The 21,768-nt window shown below is 61.9% G+C and carries 26 protein-coding genes; all 26 read left to right on the forward strand.

Features of this window, described 5'->3' with window-relative positions; genetic code table 11:
* The first annotated feature begins 4 nt into the window (after positions 1-4).
* The 26 genes from rplA to rplR all read left to right on the forward strand — a co-directional run bounded on the left by rplA (position 5) and on the right by rplR (position 21,767).
* Positions 5-697 (forward strand): 50S ribosomal protein L1, encoded by a 693-nt coding sequence (rplA, locus tag GOB93_RS02535; RefSeq protein ID WP_173581941.1) that lies wholly within the window; start codon positions 5-7, stop codon positions 695-697.
* Positions 698-989: 292 nt separating this feature from the next.
* Entirely contained in the window at positions 990-1,514 is a 525-nt protein-coding gene (rplJ, locus tag GOB93_RS02540) for a 50S ribosomal protein L10 (RefSeq protein ID WP_173581942.1), read from the forward strand.
* Positions 1,515-1,608: 94 nt separating this feature from the next.
* Positions 1,609-1,983, forward strand: coding sequence for a 50S ribosomal protein L7/L12 (gene rplL / locus GOB93_RS02545; protein WP_173581943.1), 375 nt, complete (start codon positions 1,609-1,611; stop codon positions 1,981-1,983).
* A 271-nt stretch (positions 1,984-2,254) separates the two neighbouring features.
* Positions 2,255-6,427, forward strand: a complete 4,173-nt coding sequence (gene rpoB / locus GOB93_RS02550) for a DNA-directed RNA polymerase subunit beta (protein ID WP_173581944.1) — start codon at positions 2,255-2,257, stop codon at positions 6,425-6,427.
* A 147-nt stretch (positions 6,428-6,574) separates the two neighbouring features.
* Positions 6,575-10,756 carry a DNA-directed RNA polymerase subunit beta' gene (rpoC, locus tag GOB93_RS02555; RefSeq protein WP_173581945.1) on the forward strand — a complete coding sequence of 1,394 codons (4,182 nt, stop codon included), beginning with the start codon at positions 6,575-6,577 and terminating at the stop codon, positions 10,754-10,756.
* Between the two features lie 527 nt (positions 10,757-11,283).
* A complete protein-coding gene (gene rpsL / locus GOB93_RS02560) occupies positions 11,284-11,655 on the forward strand; it encodes a 30S ribosomal protein S12 (RefSeq protein WP_003621118.1) in 372 nt (123 codons plus the stop codon).
* Positions 11,656-11,670: 15 nt separating this feature from the next.
* Positions 11,671-12,150, forward strand: coding sequence for a 30S ribosomal protein S7 (gene rpsG, locus GOB93_RS02565; RefSeq protein ID WP_173581946.1), 480 nt, complete (start codon positions 11,671-11,673; stop codon positions 12,148-12,150).
* A 103-nt stretch (positions 12,151-12,253) separates the two neighbouring features.
* A complete protein-coding gene (gene tuf / locus GOB93_RS02570; RefSeq protein ID WP_173581947.1) occupies positions 12,254-13,444 on the forward strand; it encodes an elongation factor Tu in 1,191 nt (396 codons plus the stop codon).
* A gap of 133 nt (positions 13,445-13,577) precedes the next feature.
* The gene (rpsJ, locus tag GOB93_RS02575) at positions 13,578-13,886 is read left to right on the forward strand and encodes a 30S ribosomal protein S10 (protein ID WP_007282720.1); all 309 of its coding nucleotides are present in this window, start codon (positions 13,578-13,580) and stop codon (positions 13,884-13,886) included.
* A 10-nt stretch (positions 13,887-13,896) separates the two neighbouring features.
* The gene (gene rplC / locus GOB93_RS02580) at positions 13,897-14,580 is read left to right on the forward strand and encodes a 50S ribosomal protein L3 (RefSeq protein ID WP_173581948.1); all 684 of its coding nucleotides are present in this window, start codon (positions 13,897-13,899) and stop codon (positions 14,578-14,580) included.
* A gap of 5 nt (positions 14,581-14,585) precedes the next feature.
* Positions 14,586-15,200, forward strand: a complete 615-nt coding sequence (rplD, locus tag GOB93_RS02585) for a 50S ribosomal protein L4 (RefSeq protein WP_173581949.1) — start codon at positions 14,586-14,588, stop codon at positions 15,198-15,200.
* 35 nt (positions 15,201-15,235) lie between these two features.
* The gene (locus GOB93_RS02590) at positions 15,236-15,532 is read left to right on the forward strand and encodes a 50S ribosomal protein L23 (RefSeq protein ID WP_173582019.1); all 297 of its coding nucleotides are present in this window, start codon (positions 15,236-15,238) and stop codon (positions 15,530-15,532) included.
* A gap of 16 nt (positions 15,533-15,548) precedes the next feature.
* Positions 15,549-16,379, forward strand: coding sequence for a 50S ribosomal protein L2 (gene rplB / locus GOB93_RS02595; protein WP_173581950.1), 831 nt, complete (start codon positions 15,549-15,551; stop codon positions 16,377-16,379).
* A gap of 12 nt (positions 16,380-16,391) precedes the next feature.
* The gene (gene rpsS, locus GOB93_RS02600) at positions 16,392-16,670 is read left to right on the forward strand and encodes a 30S ribosomal protein S19 (protein ID WP_146884853.1); all 279 of its coding nucleotides are present in this window, start codon (positions 16,392-16,394) and stop codon (positions 16,668-16,670) included.
* A 1-nt stretch (position 16,671) separates the two neighbouring features.
* Positions 16,672-17,079: a 50S ribosomal protein L22 gene (gene rplV, locus GOB93_RS02605; RefSeq protein ID WP_173581951.1), complete on the forward strand. Its 408-nt coding sequence runs from the start codon at positions 16,672-16,674 to the stop codon at positions 17,077-17,079.
* Positions 17,080-17,081: 2 nt separating this feature from the next.
* On the forward strand, positions 17,082-17,759 hold the full coding sequence (gene rpsC / locus GOB93_RS02610; RefSeq protein ID WP_173581952.1) for a 30S ribosomal protein S3: 678 nt from the start codon (positions 17,082-17,084) through the stop codon (positions 17,757-17,759).
* A gap of 13 nt (positions 17,760-17,772) precedes the next feature.
* The gene (rplP, locus tag GOB93_RS02615) at positions 17,773-18,189 is read left to right on the forward strand and encodes a 50S ribosomal protein L16 (RefSeq protein ID WP_173581953.1); all 417 of its coding nucleotides are present in this window, start codon (positions 17,773-17,775) and stop codon (positions 18,187-18,189) included.
* Between the two features lies 1 nt (position 18,190).
* Positions 18,191-18,430 (forward strand): 50S ribosomal protein L29, encoded by a 240-nt coding sequence (gene rpmC, locus GOB93_RS02620; RefSeq protein ID WP_173581954.1) that lies wholly within the window; start codon positions 18,191-18,193, stop codon positions 18,428-18,430.
* Between the two features lie 11 nt (positions 18,431-18,441).
* Positions 18,442-18,714, forward strand: a complete 273-nt coding sequence (gene rpsQ / locus GOB93_RS02625; RefSeq protein WP_173581955.1) for a 30S ribosomal protein S17 — start codon at positions 18,442-18,444, stop codon at positions 18,712-18,714.
* 16 nt (positions 18,715-18,730) lie between these two features.
* Positions 18,731-19,099, forward strand: a complete 369-nt coding sequence (rplN, locus tag GOB93_RS02630) for a 50S ribosomal protein L14 (protein WP_173581956.1) — start codon at positions 18,731-18,733, stop codon at positions 19,097-19,099.
* Positions 19,099-19,419 (forward strand): 50S ribosomal protein L24, encoded by a 321-nt coding sequence (gene rplX, locus GOB93_RS02635; RefSeq protein ID WP_173581957.1) that lies wholly within the window; start codon positions 19,099-19,101, stop codon positions 19,417-19,419. The genes rplN and rplX overlap by 1 nt, the downstream gene beginning before the upstream one ends.
* Positions 19,420-19,429: 10 nt before the next feature.
* A complete protein-coding gene (gene rplE / locus GOB93_RS02640; RefSeq protein ID WP_173581958.1) occupies positions 19,430-19,999 on the forward strand; it encodes a 50S ribosomal protein L5 in 570 nt (189 codons plus the stop codon).
* Positions 20,000-20,147: 148 nt separating this feature from the next.
* The gene (gene rpsN, locus GOB93_RS02645; RefSeq protein WP_173581959.1) at positions 20,148-20,453 is read left to right on the forward strand and encodes a 30S ribosomal protein S14; all 306 of its coding nucleotides are present in this window, start codon (positions 20,148-20,150) and stop codon (positions 20,451-20,453) included.
* A 9-nt stretch (positions 20,454-20,462) separates the two neighbouring features.
* The gene (gene rpsH / locus GOB93_RS02650) at positions 20,463-20,861 is read left to right on the forward strand and encodes a 30S ribosomal protein S8 (RefSeq protein ID WP_173581960.1); all 399 of its coding nucleotides are present in this window, start codon (positions 20,463-20,465) and stop codon (positions 20,859-20,861) included.
* A gap of 10 nt (positions 20,862-20,871) precedes the next feature.
* Positions 20,872-21,405: a 50S ribosomal protein L6 gene (gene rplF / locus GOB93_RS02655; protein ID WP_173581961.1), complete on the forward strand. Its 534-nt coding sequence runs from the start codon at positions 20,872-20,874 to the stop codon at positions 21,403-21,405.
* Positions 21,405-21,767 carry a 50S ribosomal protein L18 gene (gene rplR, locus GOB93_RS02660; RefSeq protein ID WP_173581962.1) on the forward strand — a complete coding sequence of 121 codons (363 nt, stop codon included), beginning with the start codon at positions 21,405-21,407 and terminating at the stop codon, positions 21,765-21,767. The genes rplF and rplR overlap by 1 nt, the downstream gene beginning before the upstream one ends.
* Position 21,768: the final 1 nt, after the last annotated feature.

Below are 21,768 nucleotides of genomic sequence, written 5' to 3' on the forward strand. Positions count from 1 at the left end.
GATCATGGCAAAGAACAAGCGTCTGACAGCGGCCCGCGCCGCAATCGACAGCACGAAGGCTTACGGCCTCGATGAGGCAATCGGCCTGGTCAAGAGCAACGCGAAGGCGAAGTTCGACGAGACCGTCGAAATCTCCATGAATCTCGGCATCGACCCGCGTCACGCCGACCAGATGGTCCGTGGTCTGCTCTCCCTGCCGAACGGCACGGGCAAGACTCTGCGCGTCGCCGTGTTCGCCCGCGGCCCGAAAGCCGAGGAAGCTCAGGCCGCCGGCGCCGACATCGTCGGTGCGGAAGACCTGATGGAGAAGGTGCAGGCCGGCGAAATCAATTTCGACCGCTGCATCGCGACCCCGGACATGATGGGCCTCGTCGGCCGTCTCGGTAAGGTGCTCGGTCCGCGCGGCCTGATGCCGAACCCGAAACTCGGCACCGTCACGATGGACGTCAAAGGCGCCGTCACGGCCGCCAAGTCCGGCCAGGTCGAGTATCGCGCCGAGAAGGCCGGTATCGTTCACGCCGGCATCGGCAAGGCATCCTTCGACGCCGGCAAGCTCGCCGAGAACATTCGCGCATTTGTGGACGCCGTCCAGAAAGCCCGCCCGACCGGAGCGAAAGGCACGTATCTGAAAAAGATTGCGCTGTCCTCCACGATGGGTCCCGGCGTGCGCGTCGACGTGTCGGGCTTCGCGGCCTGACGTCATAAAGATGATCCCGGGAGACTTCGGTCGCCCGGTTTCCAGGATGGCCCGTTCGGGTCATCCGATCCTGTCCAAGACCGGGCGTGGCTGATGCCTTAATCCCTGCTTCGGGTGACCGGAGCAGAAACGACCGGAAGACGAGGATACTGGTTATGCAGGCGTCATTGCCTGCGTCTCCGTGTGTTCCGTAACAAGGACAGGCGAACCGGACCCGCAGCCATCCGGCTGCTGGTTCTCGGACAACCCGGCCGCTCCGCATTCCGCGGAGGGGTCAAAACGGAGACGGGAAGTGAACCGTACGGAGAAGCGCGAATTTGTCGCGTCCCTCGCCGCCGTATTCGCCGAGACGTCCATGGTCGTTGTCACCCGTAATGACGGGCTGACAGTCGCTCAGGTGACGGATCTGCGACGCCGGGTGCGCGCTGCGGGAGCGACATACAAAGTCGCGAAGAACCGGCTGGCCACTCTCGCCCTGGACGGGACCCGGTTCGACGGCATCGCCCCCCTGCTGAAGGGTCCGACCGCGCTTGCGTGGTCGCAGGACCCCGTGGCGGTGGCAAAGGCAGTCGTCGAGTTCGCCAAGACCAATGACAAGCTGGTTCTGCTCGGCGGAGCCCTCGGCACCCAGACGCTCAGTGTCGAAGGTGTCAAGGCTCTCGCAGAACTGCCGTCGCTGGAAACACTGCGCGCGCAGCTGGTGGGGCTTATCTCCACGCCGGCCACGCGTATCGCAGGCGTTCTTCAGGCGCCGGCAGGACAGCTTGCCCGGGTCTTCGGGGCCTATGCCAAAACGGGCGAGGCGGACGCAGCCTGACGCGTGTCCCCATCGCGGGGGCAATAAAATTCGCATAACCTGGGGAATCGGGTTGTGCATCGGTAACCAGTATCTATATTAGGAAGACCATATCATGGCCGATCTGAACAAGCTTGTTGACGAGCTGTCCGCTCTTACAGTCCTTGAGGCTGCTGAGCTGTCAAAGCTTCTTGAAGAGAAGTGGGGCGTGTCCGCCGCTGCTCCTGTCGCTGTTGCGGCCGGTCCGGCTGCTGCCGCTGCCGCGCCTGCTGAAGAGCAGACCGAATTCACGGTCATCCTCGCCAAGGCTGGCGACAAGAAGATTAACGTGATTAAGGAAATCCGCACCATCACCGGTCTGGGCCTGAAAGAGGCGAAGGATCTCGTCGAGGGTGCGCCGAAGACCGTCAAGGAAGGCGTCAACAAGGACGAGGCCGAGAAGATCAAGAAGACTCTCGAGGACAATGGTGCATCTGTCGAAATCAAATAACGACACTGTTCCCGCGGCGGAGCGTCTTCTGCTCCGCTGTGTTTTTTGAAGTCGGTTTTCGGGCGGACGCTGTTCTGGTCTCCGCCTGTTCGTCTGTGACGGATCGTTTTTCAGGTCTGTCATCTCGGGCGATTAAGGCATGGTGCGCGGGGCAGCCGGTAACGGCGGCATCCGCTGCGATATTTCAGCCGGACCGTCTGGCCCTCTGTTTTTCCGGGAAACCGGACACGGGAGGCCTGGTGGTCCGACGGCAGGGACGGGGCAATACAGTATGAACGCCATTACGAAATCGTTCACGGGACGCAAGCGGATCCGCAAGAGCTTCGGACGGATCCCCGAAGTTGCGCCGATGCCTAACCTTATCGATGTTCAGCGCGCCTCCTATGAGGCCTTCCTGCAGGCGAATGTCTCGCCTGACGCCCGCACGCAGACGGGGCTCCAGGAAGTTTTCCGCTCTGTGTTCCCGATCAACGACTTCGCGGGTCGTGGTCGGCTGGAGTTCGTCCAGTACGAATTCGAAGAGCCGAAATATGACGTCGAGGAATGCATCCAGCGTGGTCTTACATACGCGGCGCCGCTGAAGGTGATCCTGCGTCTCATCGTGTGGGATGTGGACGAGGATACCGGTTCGCGCTCGATCCGCGACATCAAGGAGCAGCCCGTCTACATGGGCGACATGCCCCTGATGACGGATAACGGCACCTTCATCATCAACGGCACCGAGCGCGTGATCGTCAGCCAGATGCACCGCTCGCCGGGCGTCTTCTTCGATCACGACAAGGGCAAGACCCACTCTTCGGGCAAATATCTCTTCTCCGCGCGCGTCATCCCGTATCGCGGCTCCTGGCTCGACTTCGAGTTCGATGCCAAGGACCTGATCTATGTCCGCATCGACCGCAAGCGTAAGCTGCCGGTCACCACGCTGCTCTACGCGCTCGAAGGCGCCCATTCCGAAGCTGCCCGCCGCGCCAAGGCGGAAGAGGGCGGTGACGTCGATTCCCTCGAAATCCGTGGCATGGACCCGGACGAGATTCTCGGCTGCTTCTACGGCACCGTCACCTTCGCGAAGACCCCGAAGGGCTGGGCGCGTCCGTTCGACCCTGACGCATTCCGGGGGCAGAAGCTTCTGTCCGATCTCGTGGATGCGCAGACAGGTGAGGTCGTCGCTCCCGCCGACTCCAAGCTGACCGCCCGCACGGTCCGCAAGATCGCCGAGACCACAAAGGAAGTTCTGGTCGGCGAGGCCGATCTGCTCGGCCGCTTCATCGCCCATGACATCGTCAATATGCAGACCGGTGAGATCTATGGCGAGGCCGGCGAGGAACTGACCGAAGCCCGCCTCACAGCGCTGGAAGAAGCCGGCCTGACGGAACTGCCGACCCTCGCCATCGATCCGGCCAACGGCCCGTGGATTCGCAACACGCTGACGGTCGATAAGAACAGCTCGCGTGACGAGGCACTGATCGACATCTACCGCGTCATGCGTCCCGGCGAGCCGCCGACCGCCGAAACGGCGGAAGCGATGTTCCGCAGCCTGTTCTTCGATCCCGACCGCTACGACCTGTCATCCGTCGGCCGCGTGAAAATGAACATGCGCCTCGGCGTCGACTGCCCGGACACCGTTCGCGTCCTGCGCAAGGAAGACATCCTCCGCACCATCAAGGTCATGTGCGACCTGAAGGACGGCCGCGGTCAGATCGACGACATCGACAATCTCGGCAACCGTCGCGTCCGCTCCGTCGGCGAGCTGATGGAGAACCAGTACCGCGTCGGCCTGCTCCGCATGGAGCGCGCCATCCGCGAGCGCATGGGTTCCGTCGATATCGACACCGTCATGCCGCACGACCTGATCAACGCGAAGCCGGCAGCCGCCGCCGTGCGCGAGTTCTTCGGCTCGTCGCAGTTGTCGCAGTTCATGGATCAGACCAACCCGCTTTCGGAAGTCACGCATAAGCGTCGTCTTTCGGCCCTCGGCCCGGGCGGTCTGACCCGCGAGCGCGCCGGCTTCGAGGTGCGTGACGTCCATCCGACGCATTACGGCCGGATCTGCCCGATCGAGACGCCGGAAGGTCCGAACATCGGTCTGATCAACTCGCTGGCGACCTATGCGAAGGTCAACAAATACGGCTTCATCGAGACCCCGTACCGTCTGGTGAAGGACGGCGTCTTCCAGGATGGCTGGAAATACCTCTCCGCCATGGAGGAAGAGCGTCTCGTCGTCGCCCAGGCCGACGCGAAGCAGAGTCCGGACGGCCGTCTGACCGGCGAGCTGGTCTCCGTCCGCCGGAACGGCGACTTCCGCCTCGTCCCGCCGACCGACGTTACCGCCTGCGACGTCTCGCCGAAACAGCTCGTCTCCGTCGCCGCGGCGCTGATTCCGTTCCTTGAGAACGATGACGCCAACCGCGCGCTGATGGGCTCGAACATGCAGCGTCAGGCCGTGCCGCTGGTACGTTCCGACGCACCGCTGGTCGGCACCGGCATGGAAGCCGCCGTCGCCCACGATTCCGGCGCAACGATCGTCGCCCGCCGCCCCGGCGTGGTCGATCAGATCGACGGCGCCCGCATCGTGGTGCGCACGACCGACGACAAGGGCGCGACCCAGGGCGTCGACATCTATCGTCTGCGTAAATACTCCCGCTCCAACCAGTCCACCTGCATCAACCAGCGCCCGCTGGTTCGTGTTGGCGACCAGGTCGCGGCCGGAGACATCATCGCCGACGGTCCGTCGACGGAGCTCGGTGAACTGGCTCTGGGCCGGAACGTGCTCGTCGCGTTCATGCCGTGGAACGGTTACAACTTCGAGGATTCCATCCTCATCTCCGAGCGCATCGCCCGCGATGACGTCTTCACCTCGATCCATATCGAGGAATTCGAGGTCATGGCCCGCGACACGAAGCTGGGTCAGGAAGAAATCACCCGCGACATCCCGAATGTCGGTGAAGAAGCCCTGCGCTGCCTCGACGAGGCCGGCATCGTTTATGTCGGCGCCGAAGTGAACCCCGGCGATATCCTCGTCGGCAAGGTCACGCCGAAGGGCGAAAGCCCGATGACGCCGGAAGAAAAGCTCCTCCGCGCCATCTTCGGTGAAAAAGCCTCCGACGTGCGCGACACCTCGCTGCGCCTGCCGCCCGGCACCACCGGCACGATCGTCGATGTCCGCGTCTTCTCCCGTCGCGGCGTCGACAAGGACGAGCGCGCCATGGCGATCGAGCGCGCCGAAATCGAACGTCTGGCGAAAGACCGTGATGACGAGCAGGCCATCCAGGAACGTTCGTTCTACAATCGTCTGCGCGAGCGTCTGCTCGGCCAGACGGCGGGAACGGGCTTCAAGGGCCTCAAATCCGGCACGCCGATCACCGAGGAGGTGCTCACCGAGATCCCCCGCGGCGCATGGCGCAACATCACGGTCGCTTCCGATGCCGTGATGGCCGAACTCGAGACCCTGCGCGCCGAGTTCGATGTCGCGGTCGGCAAGATCAAGGGCCGCTTCGACAGCAAGGTCGAGAAGCTGCAGCGTGGCGACGAACTGCCGCCCGGCGTGATGAAAATGGTCAAGGTGTTCGTCGCGGTGAAGCGCAAGCTGCAGCCGGGTGACAAAATGGCCGGACGTCACGGCAACAAGGGTGTCGTCTCCCGCGTCGTCCCGGTCGAGGACATGCCGTTCCTGGAGGACGGAACCTCGGTCGATCTCGTGCTGAACCCGCTCGGCGTGCCATCGCGTATGAATGTCGGTCAGATCCTCGAAACCCATCTCGGCTGGGCGTGTGCCAATATCGGCAAACGCATCGGCACGATGGTCGATCAGTACCAGCGCGACGGCGAAAAGAAGCAGGCTCTGCTGGACGAGCTGAAAGACGTCTATGGCGAGGAGGTCTACAAAGCCGACATCGCCGACATGGAGCACGGTCAGCTGGTCGAGCTGGCGAACAATCTGCGCAAGGGCGTTCCCATCGCGACCCCGGTGTTCGATGGCGCGTCCATCCCGGACATCGAGAACATGCTCGAAAGGGCAGGGGTCGACCGCTCCGGACAGTCGCAGCTGATCGACGGCCGCACCGGCGAGCCGTTCGAGCGCAAAACGACGGTCGGCTACATCTATATGCTGAAGCTGCACCATCTCGTGGACGACAAGATCCACGCCCGCTCGATCGGTCCTTACTCGCTGGTCACGCAGCAGCCGCTGGGTGGTAAGGCGCAGTTCGGTGGTCAGCGCTTCGGTGAGATGGAGGTCTGGGCGCTCGAGGCTTACGGCGCCGCCTACACGCTGCAGGAAATGCTGACAGTGAAGTCCGATGACGTGTCGGGCCGCACCAAGGTCTATGAGTCGATCGTGCGTGAGCAGGACGATTTCGAGGCCGGCATCCCGGAGAGCTTCAACGTTCTTATCAAGGAACTGAAGTCGCTCGGCCTGAACGTCGATCTGGAAAACAGTGGTGACTGAGCAAGAGGCGAGACACGCTTTCGTTTCCGCCGGGAAGAACAGTCTTCCCGGCGCCGGCTTATTTTCGATGAATTCGGGTGCGGGACATAACGCCCCGCACGGCGCGGCAGCACACCGCGCCATTTCCGTTCTGGAGGTTTTCGGCGCATGAATGAACTCATGAAGATCCTTGGCCAGACAGGCCAGGCTGCCACCTTCGATCAGATCAGGATCCAGCTGGCGTCCAGCGAGCAGATCCGGTCATGGTCGTACGGCGAGATCAAAAAGCCCGAGACGATCAACTATCGTACGTTCAAGCCCGAGCGCGACGGCCTGTTCTGCGCGCGTATCTTCGGGCCGATCAAGGACTACGAGTGCCTCTGCGGCAAATACAAGCGGATGAAGTTCCGCGGCATCATCTGCGAGAAGTGCGGCGTCGAGGTCACTCTCGCGAAGGTGCGCCGCGAGCGCATGGGCCACATCCAGCTCGCCAGCCCGGTCGCCCATATCTGGTTCCTGAAGTCGCTTCCGAGCCGCATCGGCCTGATGGTCGACATGACGCTGAAAGATCTCGAAAAAGTCCTGTATTTCGAGAGCTACGTCGTCCTTGAGCCCGGCACCTCGCCGTTCAAGCAGTTCAGCCTGCTGTCGGAAGACCAGTATCTCGATGTCATGGACGAACATGCCGAGGACGGCATTGAAGTCGGCATCGGCGCTGAGGCCGTCAAAAAGATTCTCGAGCGCATCGACTGCGACGCCGAGAAGGTCAAGCTGCGCCAGGACCTCAAGGAGACGACCTCCGAGGCCAAGCGCAAGAAGCTCGTCAAGCGCCTGAAGCTGATCGAGGCTTTCGCCGAGAGCGGCTGCAAGCCGGAATGGATGATTCTCGACCTCGTGCCGGTCATCCCGCCCGAACTGCGCCCGCTCGTTCCGCTCGACGGCGGCCGCTTCGCCACGTCCGATCTGAACGATCTGTACCGTCGCGTCATCAACCGTAACAACCGCCTGAAGCGGCTGATGGAGCTGCGCGCGCCGGACATCATCGTCCGCAACGAAAAGCGCATGCTGCAGGAAGCCGTCGACGCCCTGTTCGACAACGGCCGCCGCGGCCGCGCCATCACCGGCGCCAACAAGCGTCCGCTGAAGTCGCTGTCCGACATGCTGAAAGGCAAGCAGGGCCGCTTCCGTCAGAACCTGCTCGGCAAGCGTGTCGACTATTCCGGTCGTTCGGTCATCGTCGTCGGTCCCGAGCTGAAGCTGCATCAGTGCGGCCTGCCGAAGAAGATGGCGCTCGAGCTGTTCAAGCCGTTCATCTACTCGAAGCTCGAGAAATACGGCCACGCCACCACCATCAAAGCCGCCAAGCGCATGGTGGAAAAAGAGCGTCCGGAAGTCTGGGATATCCTCGAAGAGGTGATCCGCGAACACCCGGTCATGCTCAACCGCGCGCCGACGCTGCATCGTCTGGGCATCCAGGCGTTCGAGCCGATCCTCGTCGAGGGCAAGGCCATCCAGCTTCACCCGCTGGTCTGCACCGCCTTTAACGCCGACTTCGACGGCGATCAGATGGCCGTCCACGTGCCGCTGTCGCTCGAAGCCCAGCTCGAAGCCCGCGTGCTGATGATGTCCACCAATAACATCCTCAGCCCGGCGAACGGCAAGCCGATCATCGTGCCGTCGCAGGATATCGTTCTCGGCCTGTATTATCTCAGCCTGGAGACGCCGGAATTCGCGGCGACCCCGGATAAGAGCGAATATAACGAGCAGACCGGCGCGCTGATCAGAGAAGGCGCCCCGGCCTACGGCTCGATCAACGACGTCGAATACGCCCTGAGCACCGGCGCGCTGAAGCTGCACGACAAGATCCGCGCCCGTCTCGAAATGGTCGACGCCGAAGGCAAAACCGTCCGCGAGACCGTCGTCACGACACCGGGCCGCGTGCTCATCGCGCAGATCCTGCCGAAGAGCGCCGCAATTCCGTTCTCGCTGATCAACCGGCAGCTGACGAAAAAGAACGTCTCGGACGTCATCGACGCCGTGTATCGTCACTGCGGTCAGAAAGAAGCGGTCATTTTCTGCGATCGGATGATGACCCTCGGTTTCCGTCACGCGGCGAAGGCCGGCATCTCCTTCGGCAAGGATGACATGATCATCCCGAAAGAGAAGAAAGCCCTGGTCGATCACACAGCGGCCGAAGTCAAGGAGTTCGAGCAGCAGTATCAGGACGGCCTGATCACCGCCGGCGAACGCTATAACAAAGTGGTCGACGCCTGGTCGCGCTGCACGGACGAAGTCCAGGCCGCGATGACCCGGGAACTGTCAACCGCCGAGATCGGCAAGCCTATCAACTCGGTGTGGATGATGAGCCACTCCGGTGCGCGTGGGTCGCCGGCTCAGATGAAGCAGCTCGCCGGTATGCGCGGTCTGATGGCCAAGCCGTCGGGCGAGATCATCGAGCAGCCGATTATCGCCAACTTCAAGGAAGGCCTGTCGGTTCTCGATTACTTCACCTCGACCCACGGCGCCCGTAAGGGGCTGGCCGATACCGCTCTGAAGACCGCGAACTCCGGTTACCTAACCCGTCGTCTCGTCGACGTGGCCCAGGACTGCATCATCGTCGAAGACGATTGCGGAACCGAGCGCGGCCTGACGGTTCGCGCCGTCATGGATGGCGGCGAGGTCGTCTCCTCTCTCTCTGAGCGCGTTCTCGGCCGGACCCTGGCCGCCGACGTCGTCAACCCGTCCACCGGAGAGGTTGTGTTCAGACGCAACCATCTGATCGACGAGGCCGACGCGGAGAAGCTGGAAAAGGCCGGCGTCGAGACGGTGCTCATCCGTTCCGTGCTGACCTGCGACAGCCGCGTCGGCGTCTGCGGCCACTGCTATGGCCGTGACCTCGCCCGCGGAACCCCGGTCAATATCGGCGAAGCGGTCGGCGTCATCGCCGCCCAGTCCATCGGTGAGCCCGGCACGCAGCTGACCATGCGTACCTTCCATATCGGCGGCGCCGCGCAGCGTGGCGCGGAGCAGTCGATGGTGGAGGCCTCGCGTGACGGCAAGGTGACCATCCGCAACCGCAACGTGGTGCAGAACAGTCAGAACGTTCCTGTCGTCATGTCGCGTAACTGCGAAATCGTGCTGACGGACGAGAACGGCACCGAACGCGCCCGCTACCGCGTGCCTTACGGCTCACGTCTGCTGGTCGATGACGGACAGGCCGTCGAGCGTAACCAGAAGATGGCCGAGTGGGACCCGTACACCCTGCCGATCATCACCGAGAAAGCCGGAACGGTCGAATATCTCGACCTGATCGACTCCATCACCCTCGTCGAGCGGATGGACGAAGTCACTGGCCTGACCTCGAAAGTGGTCGTGGATTACAAGCAGGCGTCCAAAGGCGTCGATCTCCGTCCGCGTCTGCAGCTCAAGGATGAGAAAGGCGAGGTCATCAAGCTGGATAACGGCAACGATGCCCGTTACTTCCTGTCGCCTGACTCGCTGCTGTCGGTCGAAAACGGCGCAACGGTCCATGCCGGTGACGTCCTCGCCCGTATCCCGCGTGAAGGTTCGAAAACCCGTGACATCACGGGTGGTCTGCCGCGCGTGGCCGAACTGTTCGAGGCCCGTCGTCCGAAAGACCACGCGATCATCGCCGAGAACGAAGGTCGCGTCGAATTCGGTAAGGATTACAAGTCGAAGCGCCGCATCATCGTCAAGAACGACGAGACCGGCGAAGAGACTGAGTATCTGGTGCCGAAGGGCAAGCACGTTTCCGTTCAGGAAGGCGACTTCGTCCAGAAGGGCGATCCGCTGGTCGACGGTCCGCGCGTTCCGCATGACATTCTGAAGGTCATGGGCGTCGAGGCGCTCTCCGACTATCTCGTCAACGAGATCCAGGATGTGTACCGGCTGCAGGGCGTGAAGATCAACGACAAGCACATCGAGGTGATCGTTCGCCAGATGCTGCAGAAGGTCGAGGTTCTGGAGCCGGGCGACACGACCTATCTGATCGGCGAGACCATTGACCGCATCGAGTTCGAAACAGAGAACACGAAGCGCCTCAATGCGGGGGACCGTCCTGCCGTGGCCATGCCGGTGCTTCAGGGCATCACCAAGGCCTCGCTGCAGACACAGTCCTTCATCTCGGCCGCCTCCTTCCAGGAGACCACACGCGTGCTGACCGAAGCCGCCACAGCCGGCAAGATCGACTCGCTGAACGGTCTCAAGGAGAACGTGATCGTCGGACGCCTGATCCCGGCCGGAACCGGCAGCGTGATGAACAAGCTGCGTGCGGTCGCCGCGCGTCAGGATCGCCAGCGCCTCTCGCCAAAGACCGAAGCCGCCGAATAAGCGGCTCCGGACAGCGGAAGATCGGAAAAAGCCGGACCTCGCGTCCGGCTTTTTCTTTTCCGGCCGATCGGAATCCGGATCTCGCGTCCCGGCCCGGCATGAATCAGGCCCTGTTGCCGGGTTTTCTTGCGAATCACCGACGAATCCTCTGGCCTTCCTATGCATTACGGGTTAAGAGCGCGCCAGTTCGTTGCGTTACGAAGCCGCGTGTCCCGACCGGGATGCATGTCTGAGATACGCGGCGGGGAAAACGGGGACGAATCGCACGTCTTTTATTGACTGCGCGATCTTCCCCCCGTAGGTTCCGCGCCCTCAGCTGCCCCCAACGCCGGACGGCTATTCGGACGCGGTTGCTGTTAGCAGCAGGGTAAAGCATGTGGCGCCGTGTGTCTCTCTGAAGACACGCCAAGGCCAGATGTAAAGATAGGCTCCCGGGCGCTTGGCGTCCGAGGGGTTCGTTTTGGATGACAGTCGGCAACCGGAGTGAGGGTTCGCCGGCCGAACTGTGTAAGGATCGGGAAAGGCGCATGCCGACCATCAACCAGCTGATCGCAAAAGGGCGCGAGCCCGCGGCCAAGCGCAACAAGGTGCCGGCTCTTCAGGGCTGCCCGCAGAAGCGTGGCGTTTGCACTCGCGTGTATACAACCACACCGAAGAAGCCGAACTCCGCGCTGCGAAAGGTCGCCAAAGTGCGTCTGACGAACGGCTACGAGGTGGTGAGCTACATTCCGGGTGAGGGGCATAACCTCCAGGAACATAGCGTCGTCCTGATCCGCGGTGGCCGCGTGAAGGATCTTCCCGGTGTCCGCTACCACATCCTGCGCGGTGTGCTCGATACGCAGGGTATCGCAAAGCGCCGTCAGCGTCGTTCGCTCTATGGCGCCAAGCGTCCGAAGTAAGAGGAATATCGAGGCATGAGTCGCCGTCACCGCGCTGTAAAGCGTGAGATCCTTCCGGATCCGAAATTTGGAGACATCGTCATTACGCGTTTCATGAACGCGCTGATGTATGATGGTAAGAAATCCACAGCCGAGGGCATCGTCTACGGTGCGCTTGAGTCCCTTCAGCGCCGCGGCGGCGGAGCATCTGCGGACCCCGTGATGATGTTCCACACGGCGCTGGATAACGTGAAGCCGGCCGTCGAGGTCCGTTCGCGTCGCGTCGGCGGTGCCACCTATCAGGTGCCCGTCGAGGTCCGCGCCGACCGTCGTCAGGCTCTGGCGATCCGCTGGCTGATCGACGCCTCGCGCAAGCGCGGTGAGAACACCATGCAGGACCGTCTGTCGAACGAGCTGATGGATGCGATGAACAATCGTGGTTCGGCAGTAAAGAAGCGTGAAGACACGCATCGCATGGCTGAGGCCAACAAGGCATTCAGCCACTATCGCTGGTAAGCGGCAGAGGCGAACGGTCCGGGCGGCGAACAGGGTTTTCCGTCCGGTGTTCACAACAGGACTAACAACCGCATCCCGTTTCGCGGGATAACGGAGAGAAACGATGGCAAAGGCTAAATTTGAGCGGAACAAGCCGCACTGCAACATCGGCACCATCGGTCACGTTGACCATGGCAAGACGTCGCTGACGGCCGCAATCACGAAGACGCTGGCGAAATCCGGCGGCGCCGAGTTCAAGGCGTACGACATGATCGACGCGGCTCCGGAAGAGCGCGCCCGTGGCATCACCATCTCGACGGCCCACGTCGAGTACGAGACGGCGAAGCGCCACTACGCTCACGTCGACTGCCCGGGTCACGCCGACTACGTGAAGAACATGATCACCGGTGCGGCCCAGATGGATGGCGCCATCCTCGTGGTTTCCGCTGCGGATGGCCCGATGCCGCAGACCCGTGAGCACATCCTGCTCGCCCGTCAGGTCGGTGTGCCGGCGCTCGTCGTGTTCCTGAACAAGGTCGATCAGGTTGACGATCCCGAGCTGCTCGAACTCGTCGAGATGGAAGTGCGCGAGCTTCTGTCCTCGTACCAGTTCCCGGGCGACGATATCCCCATCGTCAAGGGTTCGGCTCTCGTGACCCTCGAGGATGGTGATCCGGAAATCGGCGAAAACCGCGTGAAAGATCTGATGGATGCGGTCGACGACTACATCCCGCAGCCTGAGCGTCCGGTTGACCGTCCGTTCCTGATGCCGATCGAAGACGTGTTCTCGATCTCCGGTCGCGGAACGGTCGTCACGGGCCGCGTCGAGCGTGGCGTTGTCAACACAGGTGACGAAGTCGAGATCGTCGGTCTGAAGCCGACCGTCAAGACGACCGTGACCGGCGTTGAGATGTTCCGCAAGCTGCTCGATCGCGGAGAGGCTGGCGACAACATCGGCGCTCTGCTGCGTGGCACGAAGCGTGAAGACGTTGAGCGTGGTCAGGTCCTGGCGAAGCCGGGCTCCATCACCCCGCACAAGAAGTTCAAGGCCGAGGCCTACATCCTCACGAAGGAAGAGGGTGGCCGTCACACGCCGTTCTTCACGAACTACCGTCCGCAGTTCTATTTCCGCACGACCGACGTCACCGGCGTCGTTCACCTGCCGGAAGGCACGGAAATGGTCATGCCGGGCGATAACGTCGCCATGGATGTCGAGCTGATCGCACCGATCGCCATGGATGAAGGCCTCCGCTTCGCGATCCGCGAAGGTGGCCGCACCGTTGGCGCCGGCGTGGTGGCTTCCATCACCGAGTAATACGGGGCAGGAGCCCCGACGGGCCCTGAACTGAGTGGCCCCGGTCGGAGCGATCCGGCCGGGGTCTTACCTGGTGGTGGGAATATCCCGGACAGAAGCTGACCCGGGTTAGAAAGTTGGACTGAACAAAACGATGGACAACCAGAACATCCGCATTCGCCTGAAGGCGTACGATCACCGCGTGCTCGACAACAGCACGAAGGAGATCGTCAACACGGCGAAGCGTACGGGTGCGCGGGTTCGGGGTCCTATCCCGCTGCCGACGCATATCGAACGGTTCACAGTGAACCGCTCACCCCACGTGGATAAGAAAAGCCGCGAGCAGTTCGAAATTCGGACTCATCGCCGGCTGCTCGACATTGTCGAGCCGACCCCGCAGACCGTGGACGCCCTCATGAAACTCGACCTCGCCGCCGGCGTGGATGTCGAGATCAAACTCTAAGGTCCAGACGATGCGCACCGGATTGATCGCAAGAAAGCTGGGTATGACCCGGCTGTTCAAGGAAGACGGCACACACGTGCCCGTCACTGTCCTGCACCTCGACGACGTGCAGGTGGTGGAGTCGAAGACGGAAGAACGTGACGGTTATACCGCCGTTCAGCTCGGCCTCGGCAAAGCCAAGGTAAAGAACGTCACAAAGCCGAACCGCGGCCATTTCGCCCGGGTCCAGGTCGAGCCGAAGAAGGTCGTGCGCGAATTCCGCGTCGCCGCCGACGCCGTGCTCGCGCCGGGAACCCGTATTCTCGCCTCTCACTTCGTTGTGGGGCAGAAGGTGGACGTGACCGGCACCAGCAAGGGTAAAGGGTTCGCGGGCGCGATGAAGCGCTGGAACTTTGCTGGCCTCGAGGCATCGCACGGTGTTTCGATCTCTCACCGTTCCCATGGTTCGACCGGTAACCGTCAGGATCCCGGCAAGACCTTCAAGAACAAGAAGATGGCTGGCCATCTTGGTGACGAGCGGGTGACAACGCTGAACCTTGAAGTGGCAGCGGTCGATCCGGACAAGAACCTGATCATGATTCGTGGTTCCATCCCGGGCGCGAAAAACGGACTGGTCATGGTCCGTGACGCTATCAAAAAGGCCCGTCATGCCGAGGCGCCGTATCCGGCAGCGCTCGCGACGGCGGAAGGCTGAGGATCATGGAACTCGATATCAAGACCCTCGATAACGGCAGCGCGGGAACCCAGACGCTTCCGGACGAGATTTTCGCGGTCGCGCCGCGCGCCGACATCATGGCCCGCGTCGTTCACTGGCAGCTCGCAAAACGCCGTGCCGGCACCCACAAGGTGAAGGGCATGGGCGAGGTCTCCGGAACGACGAAGAAGCCCTACAAGCAGAAGGGCACAGGCTCGGCCCGTCAGGGCTCGCTGCGCGCGCCGCAGTTCCGCACCGGTGGCGCCGTTCATGGCCCGGTCGTTCGCGATCACGGGTACGACCTGCCGAAGAAAGTCCGTCGTCTCGGCCTGATCTCAGCCCTTTCGCAGAAGGCGAAGGACGGCAAGCTGATCGTTCTCGATACCGCCTCCGGCGTGACGAAGACCTCCGAGCTGGCCACGAAGCTGAAGGCTCTCGGCTGGAAATCGGCGCTGATCGTTGATGGCGCGGTGGATGAAGGCTTCGTCCGCGCGGCGCGCAACCTGCCGAAGATCGACGTTCTGCCGACAGTCGGCGCGAATGTTTACGATATTCTGAACCACGACGTTCTCGCGATCACCCGCGAAGGCGTCGAGAAGCTGAAGGAGCGGCTGGCATGACAAACGTGCTCGCGATCCGCAAAAAGGCGGAGCGGCTGTCTCGTGAGGCGATGTTCGACATCGTTCGCGCGCCGCTGATCACGGAAAAGGCGACGGCCCTGTCCGAGAAGAACCAGATGGTCTTCAAGGTCGCGCTGTCCGCCACCAAGCCGGAGATCAAAGTTGCTGTCGAGACTCTGTTCGGCGTCAAGGTGCTTGGCGTCAACACGCTCGTGCAGAAAGGGAAGGCGAAGCGCTTCAAGGGCCGTCCTGGCCAGCGCTCCGACATCAAGAAAGCGTTCGTGCAGCTCGCGGAAGGTCAGTCCATCGACCTGACCGCGAAACTGGCGTGACGCGGGGTACCGACACATGGCACTGAAGCACTTTAATCCCGTCACGCCGAGCCTTCGCGGCACGGTGCTGGTGGACCGGTCGGAGCTCTGGAAGGGCAAGCCGGTCAAGCAGCTGACCGAGGGTAAGAACAAAAGCGGTGGCCGCAACAACCACGGACGCACGACATCGCGCTTCCGTGGCGGCGGACACAAGCAGTCTTACCGTTACGTCGATTTCAAGCGTCGCAAGCTCGACGTCACCGGCACGATCGAGCGTCTGGAATATGACCCGAACCGCACGGCCTTCATCGCTCTGGTGAAGTACGAGGACGGTGAACTGGCCTATATCCTGGCGCCGCAGCGCGTGAAGGCAGGCGATCAGGTCATCGCCGGCGCGCGCGTCGACATCAAGCCGGGCAATGCGATGCCGCTTTCCGCCATTCCGGTGGGAACGATCATCCATAACATCGAGCTGAAGCAGGGAGCCGGCGGCAAGCTGTCTCGCTCCGCAGGCACCTATGCCCAGCTCGTTGGCAAGGATTCCGGTTACGCGCAGGTCAAGCTGCAGTCGGGTGAGCTTCGCATCGTTCGCGGCGAATGCTTCGCCACCGTCGGCGCGGTCTCGAACCCGGACAACATGAACCAGCATATGGGTAAGGCGGGTCGTTCCCGCTGGCTGGGTCGCCGCCCGCATAACCGCGGTGTGGTCATGAACCCGGTCGATCACCCGCATGGTGGTGGTGAAGGTCGTACCTCCGGTGGCCGTCATCCGGTCACGCCATGGGGCAAGCCGACCAAAGGTTATAAGACGAGGGTCAACAAGCGTACGGACAGTCTGATTATCCGTCGCCGGAAGACCGGCAAGTAAGGGGCAAAAGAGATGGCACGTTCCGTCTGGAAAGGCCCGTTCGTGGACGGGTATCTGCTGAACAAAGCCGACGCATCGCGCGCTTCGGGTCGTAACGAGGTGATCAAGATCTGGTCACGTCGCTCCACGATCCTGCCGCAGTTCGTCGGGCTGACCTTCGGTGTTTATAATGGTCACAAGTTCCTGCCCGTGCAGGTAAGCGAGAACATGGTCGGACATAAGTTCGGCGAGTTCTCGCCAACCCGCACGTTCCATGGGCACGGCGCTGACAAGAAGTCGAAGCGGGGCTGAGATGAGCAAACCGAAGCATCCCCGCACACTGGCTGAGACCGAAGCGCAGGCGATCACGCGGAACATCCGCATCAGCCCGCGCAAGCTGGCTCTCGTGGCTGGTCTGATCCGCAACAAACCCGCGTCACAGGCCGTGGCGACGCTGACGTTCTCGAAGCGTCGCATTGCCCAGCAGGTTAAGAAGACGCTGGAAAGCGCGATCGCAAACGCGGAAAACAATCACCAGCTCGATGTCGATCAGCTGGTGGTCAAGACCGCTGACGTTGGCAAGTCTATCGTTATGCGGCGTTTCCATGCACGTGGCCGCGGCCGTTCCGCTCGTGTCGAGAAGTTCTTCAGCCACCTGAAGATCGTCGTCGCCGAGCGGACACCGGAGCCTGAGGCAAAGACGGAAGAGAAGGCGGCCTGACGATGGGACATAAAGTCAACCCGATCGGGCTTCGGCTCGGCATCAACCGCACATGGGACAGCCGCTGGTACGCCGGCGCGGATTATTCCCGTCTGCTGCATGATGATCTGAAGCTGCGCGCGTTCCTGCGTCGCAAGCTGTCCGGCGCAGGCGTGTCCCGCGTTGTGATCGAGCGCCCGGCCAAGAAGCCGCGCATCACCATCTACGCGGCGCGTCCGGGCGTGGTGATCGGCAAGAAGGGCCAGGACATCGACGCGCTCCGCAAGGAGCTGACGAAGATGGCCGGCGTCGAGGTGTCGCTGAACATCGTCGAGATCCGCAAGCCGGAAATCGACGCGACCCTGGTTGCCGAGAACATCGCTCAGCAGCTCGAGCGTCGCGTGGCGTTCCGCCGTGCGATGAAGCGCGCGGTTCAGTCCGCGATGCGTCTCGGCGCACAGGGCATCCGGATCAACTGCTCCGGCCGTCTGGGCGGCGCTGAAATCGCCCGTATCGAATGGTATCGTGAAGGCCGTGTGCCGCTGCACACGCTCCGCGCCGATATCGATTATGGAACTGCAACGGCGAAGACGACCTACGGGACGTGCGGCGTGAAAGTCTGGATCTTCAAGGGTGAGATCCTGGCGCACGATCCGCTGGCTCAGGATCGCCGCGCTGCCGAGCAGGCGCCGCAGCGCTGAGGGATAGAGAACAATGCTTTCTCCGAAGCGGACTAAATTCCGCAAGGCTCATAAGGGCCGCATTCACGGTCTGGCAAAAAGCGCCACTCAGCTGAACTTCGGTACGTTCGGCCTGAAGGCGCTCCAGCCGGAGCGCATCACGGCGCGCCAGATCGAAGCCTCCCGTCGCGCCATCACACGTGCGATGAAACGTGCCGGTCGCGTGTGGATTCGTATCTTTCCGGATCTTCCGGTCTCGACAAAGCCCGCCGAAGTGCGTATGGGCTCCGGCAAGGGATCTCCGGAATACTGGGTGGCCCGTGTGAAACCGGGTCGTATCCTGTTCGAGATCGAAGGCGTTCCGCCGGAAGTCGCGCGTGAAGCGCTGGCTCTCGGCGCCGCGAAGCTTCCGATCAAGACGAAATTCGTGACCCGAATCGGAGAGGCGTAAGATGAGCAAGGCAACAAAGCCGGCTGATCTGCGTGCGAAATCCGTTGATGAGCTGCAGGCGCTTCTTCTCGATCTGAAGCGCGAGCAGTTCAATCTTCGGTTCCAGCAGGCGACCGGTCAGAATGAAGGTGTGTCGCGGGTTCGCGTTGTGCGTCGCGATATCGCCCGCATCAAGACGATCGTGGCTGAAGCCGCGAAGAAGAATGCAGCAGGGGCCGGCGCCTCTGCCGCGAAAGCCTGAGGGAGCCGTTAATGCCGAAGCGCATTCTGAGCGGACGCGTAACGAGCGACAAGATGGACAAGACGGTCACCGTCCTTGTCGATCGTCGTGTTATGCACCCGCTCTATAAGAAGTTCATTCGTCGCTCAAAGAAGTATGCGGCGCATGATGAACAGAATCAGTGCAGGATTGGAGACGCGGTGCGCATTGAGGAATGCACGCCGATCTCTAAACGCAAGACCTGGACGGTCATTGCGCGCAACGGTGAAGCCGTGGCCGCAGCTCCGTCCGGCGCTGTTGCGTAACAGGGGTATAAGGTAAATGATCCATCCCGAGACCAACCTTGAGGTCGCCGACAATTCCGGCGCCCGTCAGGTGCAGTGCATTAAGGTGCTGGGCGGCTCCAAGCGGAAGTCCGCCTCGGTCGGCGACGTGATCGTCGTTTCCGTTAAGGAAGCGATTCCCCGTGGAAAGGTGAAGAAAGGTGACGTCCATCAGGCCGTCATCGTTCGCACCTCTTACTCGGTGCGTCGTGCCGACGGCAGTGCGATCCGTTTCGACCGGAATGCTGCAGTTCTGATCAACAAGCAGCAGGAGCCGATCGGCACCCGTATCTTTGGCCCGGTGGTCCGCGAACTGCGTGCGCGCAAGTTCATGAAGATCATCTCGCTGGCGCCGGAGGTGCTGTAATGGCCGCGCGCATCAAAAAAGGCGACACCGTCGTCGTCACCACGGGTTCCTCAAAGGGAACGCGCGGTGAGGTTCTTTCCGTGAATCCGACTGCTAACAAAGCGGTCGTTCGCGGCGTGGCCATCGCGAAGCGGCACAAAAAGCCGACGCGTATGGGCGAGGAAGGCGGGATCATCGCGCGTGAAGCGCCGGTCCATCTGTCCAATCTCGCGCTCATCGATCCGAAGAGCGACAAGCCGACGAAGGTCGGTTTCCGCGTGCTCGATGATGGTCGCAAAGTCCGTGTGGCGAAAGCCACGGGCGAAGTGATTGAAGGCTGAGGGGCAGACAATGTCGGATAACACAAACGCAGGTGTTCTGCCTCGCCTCCAGCAGCGCTACCGGACGGAACTCACCGGACAGCTCCGCGAGCAGTTCGGTTATAAGAATGTCATGGAAATCCCCCGCCTTGAGAAGATCGTTCTCAACATGGGTGTGGGTGAAGCCGCCGGTGACCAGAAGAAACTGGACGCCGCGCTGAACGACATGATGCTCATCGCCGGTCAGCGTCCGGTTAAGACGGTCGCGAAAAAAGCCATCGCCGGCTTCAAGATCCGCGAAGGTCTGCCGATCGGTTGTAAGGTCACGTTGCGCAAGGCCCGTATGTTCGAGTTCCTCGATCGTCTGGTGACCATCGCGATGCCGCGTATTCGCGACTTCCGCGGTCTGCCGGCGAACAAGGGCTTCGACGGACGCGGCAACTTTGCCATGGGTCTCAAGGAACAGATCATCTTCCCTGAGATCGAATATGACAAGGTCGACCAGGTTCGTGGTATGGACATCATCTTCGTGACGACCGCGAAGACAGATGCCGAAGCGAAGGCGCTGCTGAAGGCGTTCGATCTGCCCTTCGTCGGGTAATCGTTCCGCTACTGTTCGTTCCCTGCGGCGACAAAGACGCTGCAGGGTATTGTTATGCTTCACGATCCTGGTGCAGAACCGGGTGCGAAGCTGAAGGTTTTGGAAAACCGCTGGAATGGTCCGGCAGGTTCCGGAGGGTAAATCAGGCATGGCCAAGATTTCCGCCGTCAATCGCAACGCTAAGCGCGCCCGGATGGCGCAGCGCGACAAAGCGAAGCGTATGGCGCTCAAAAACATCGTGATGGATCGCTCGCTGCCGATGGAAGATCGGTTTGACGCGTCCCTGAAGCTGGCGGAGCTGCCGCGTAATGGTTCGCGCGTTCGCGTGCGCCTGCGCTGCGAGCTCACCGGCCGTTCGCGCGGTAACTACCGTAAGTTCAGACTCTGTCGTATCGCGCTCCGCGATCTGGCCTCCAACGGCCATATCCCCGGTGTCGTGAAGGCAAGCTGGTAAGGGCGGGCGATGTCACTTTCTGATCCATTGGGTGATATGCTCACCCGTATCCGGAACGCTCAGCGCGCGCGTCATGCCGCCTGTGTTGCTCCGGCATCCAAACTGCGTGCCAGCGTGCTCGAGGCGCTAAAGCGGGAAGGCTACATCCGTGGCTTCGCGGTGGAAGAGATCCGCAAGGGTATCTCCCAGATCCGCATCGAGCTGAAATACACGGATGGCGATCCGGTCATTAAGGAAATCCATCGTGTTTCCCGTCCCGGCCGTCGTGTCTATTCGAAGATCAAGGAACTGCCGCGGGTTTATGCCGGGCTGGGTGTCTCCATCCTGTCCACGCCCCGTGGCGTCCTTTCCGACGCAGAAGCGCGCGCTGCCAATGTTGGCGGCGAAGTGCTCTGCCGCGTCTTCTGAGGAGGGATAAATGTCGCGCGTAGGCAAATATCCCGTTGAGGTTCCGTCCGGCGTTACGGTTTCGATCGTCGACGGTATCCTCACGGCGAAAGGAAAGCTCGGAGAGCTGAAGCTGCCGCTGTCCTCGCATGTCGAGACGACAATCGATGACGGTAAGGTCTCGGTTAAGCCGCTCGGTGCCGTTGCTCAGGCCCGGATGATGTGGGGCACGACCCGCGCTCTGGTCGCCTCCATGGTGAAGGGTGTCTCCGAAGGCTATTCGAAGACGCTGGAAATCACCGGAACGGGTTACCGTGCTGCGGTTCAGGGCTCGAACCTAGTCATGAACCTCGGTTATTCGCACGACGTGGTCTATCCGATCCCACAGGGAATCAAGATCACCACGCCGCGTCCGACCGCCGTCGTCGTCGAGGGGATCGACAAGCAGCGGGTTGGTCAGGTCGCCCTGGATATCCGGAGTTTCCGTAAGCCTGAGCCTTACAAAGGTAAGGGTGTCCGTTACGAGACCGAGACCATTCGTCGTAAGGAAGGCAAGAAGAAGTAATGAGCACGCAACAGGAATTGCGGGACCGGCGGAGCAAGCGCCTCCGGTTCCAGCTCCGCCGCAAGGCCGGCGGGCGTCCGCGCCTGTCGGTGTTCCGCTCAGGCAAGAACATCTATGCTCAGGTGATCGACGACGCCGGCGGCCGTACGCTGGCAGCCGCGTCATCGCTCGAGCAGGGATTCCGGTCTCAGGGCACGAAGGGCACGAATCGCGACGCCGCATCCACCGTCGGAAAGCTGATCGCGGAACGCGCGGTCGCCGCCGGCGTGAAGCAGGTCGTCTTCGACCGCGGCGCTTATCTGTATCATGGGCGCGTCCGTGCGCTGGCGGAGGCTGCCCGCGAGGGCGGTCTCTCGTTCTGAG

The organism is Acetobacter musti (assembly GCF_011516835.1).
Taxonomy (GTDB): domain Bacteria; phylum Pseudomonadota; class Alphaproteobacteria; order Acetobacterales; family Acetobacteraceae; genus Acetobacter; species Acetobacter musti.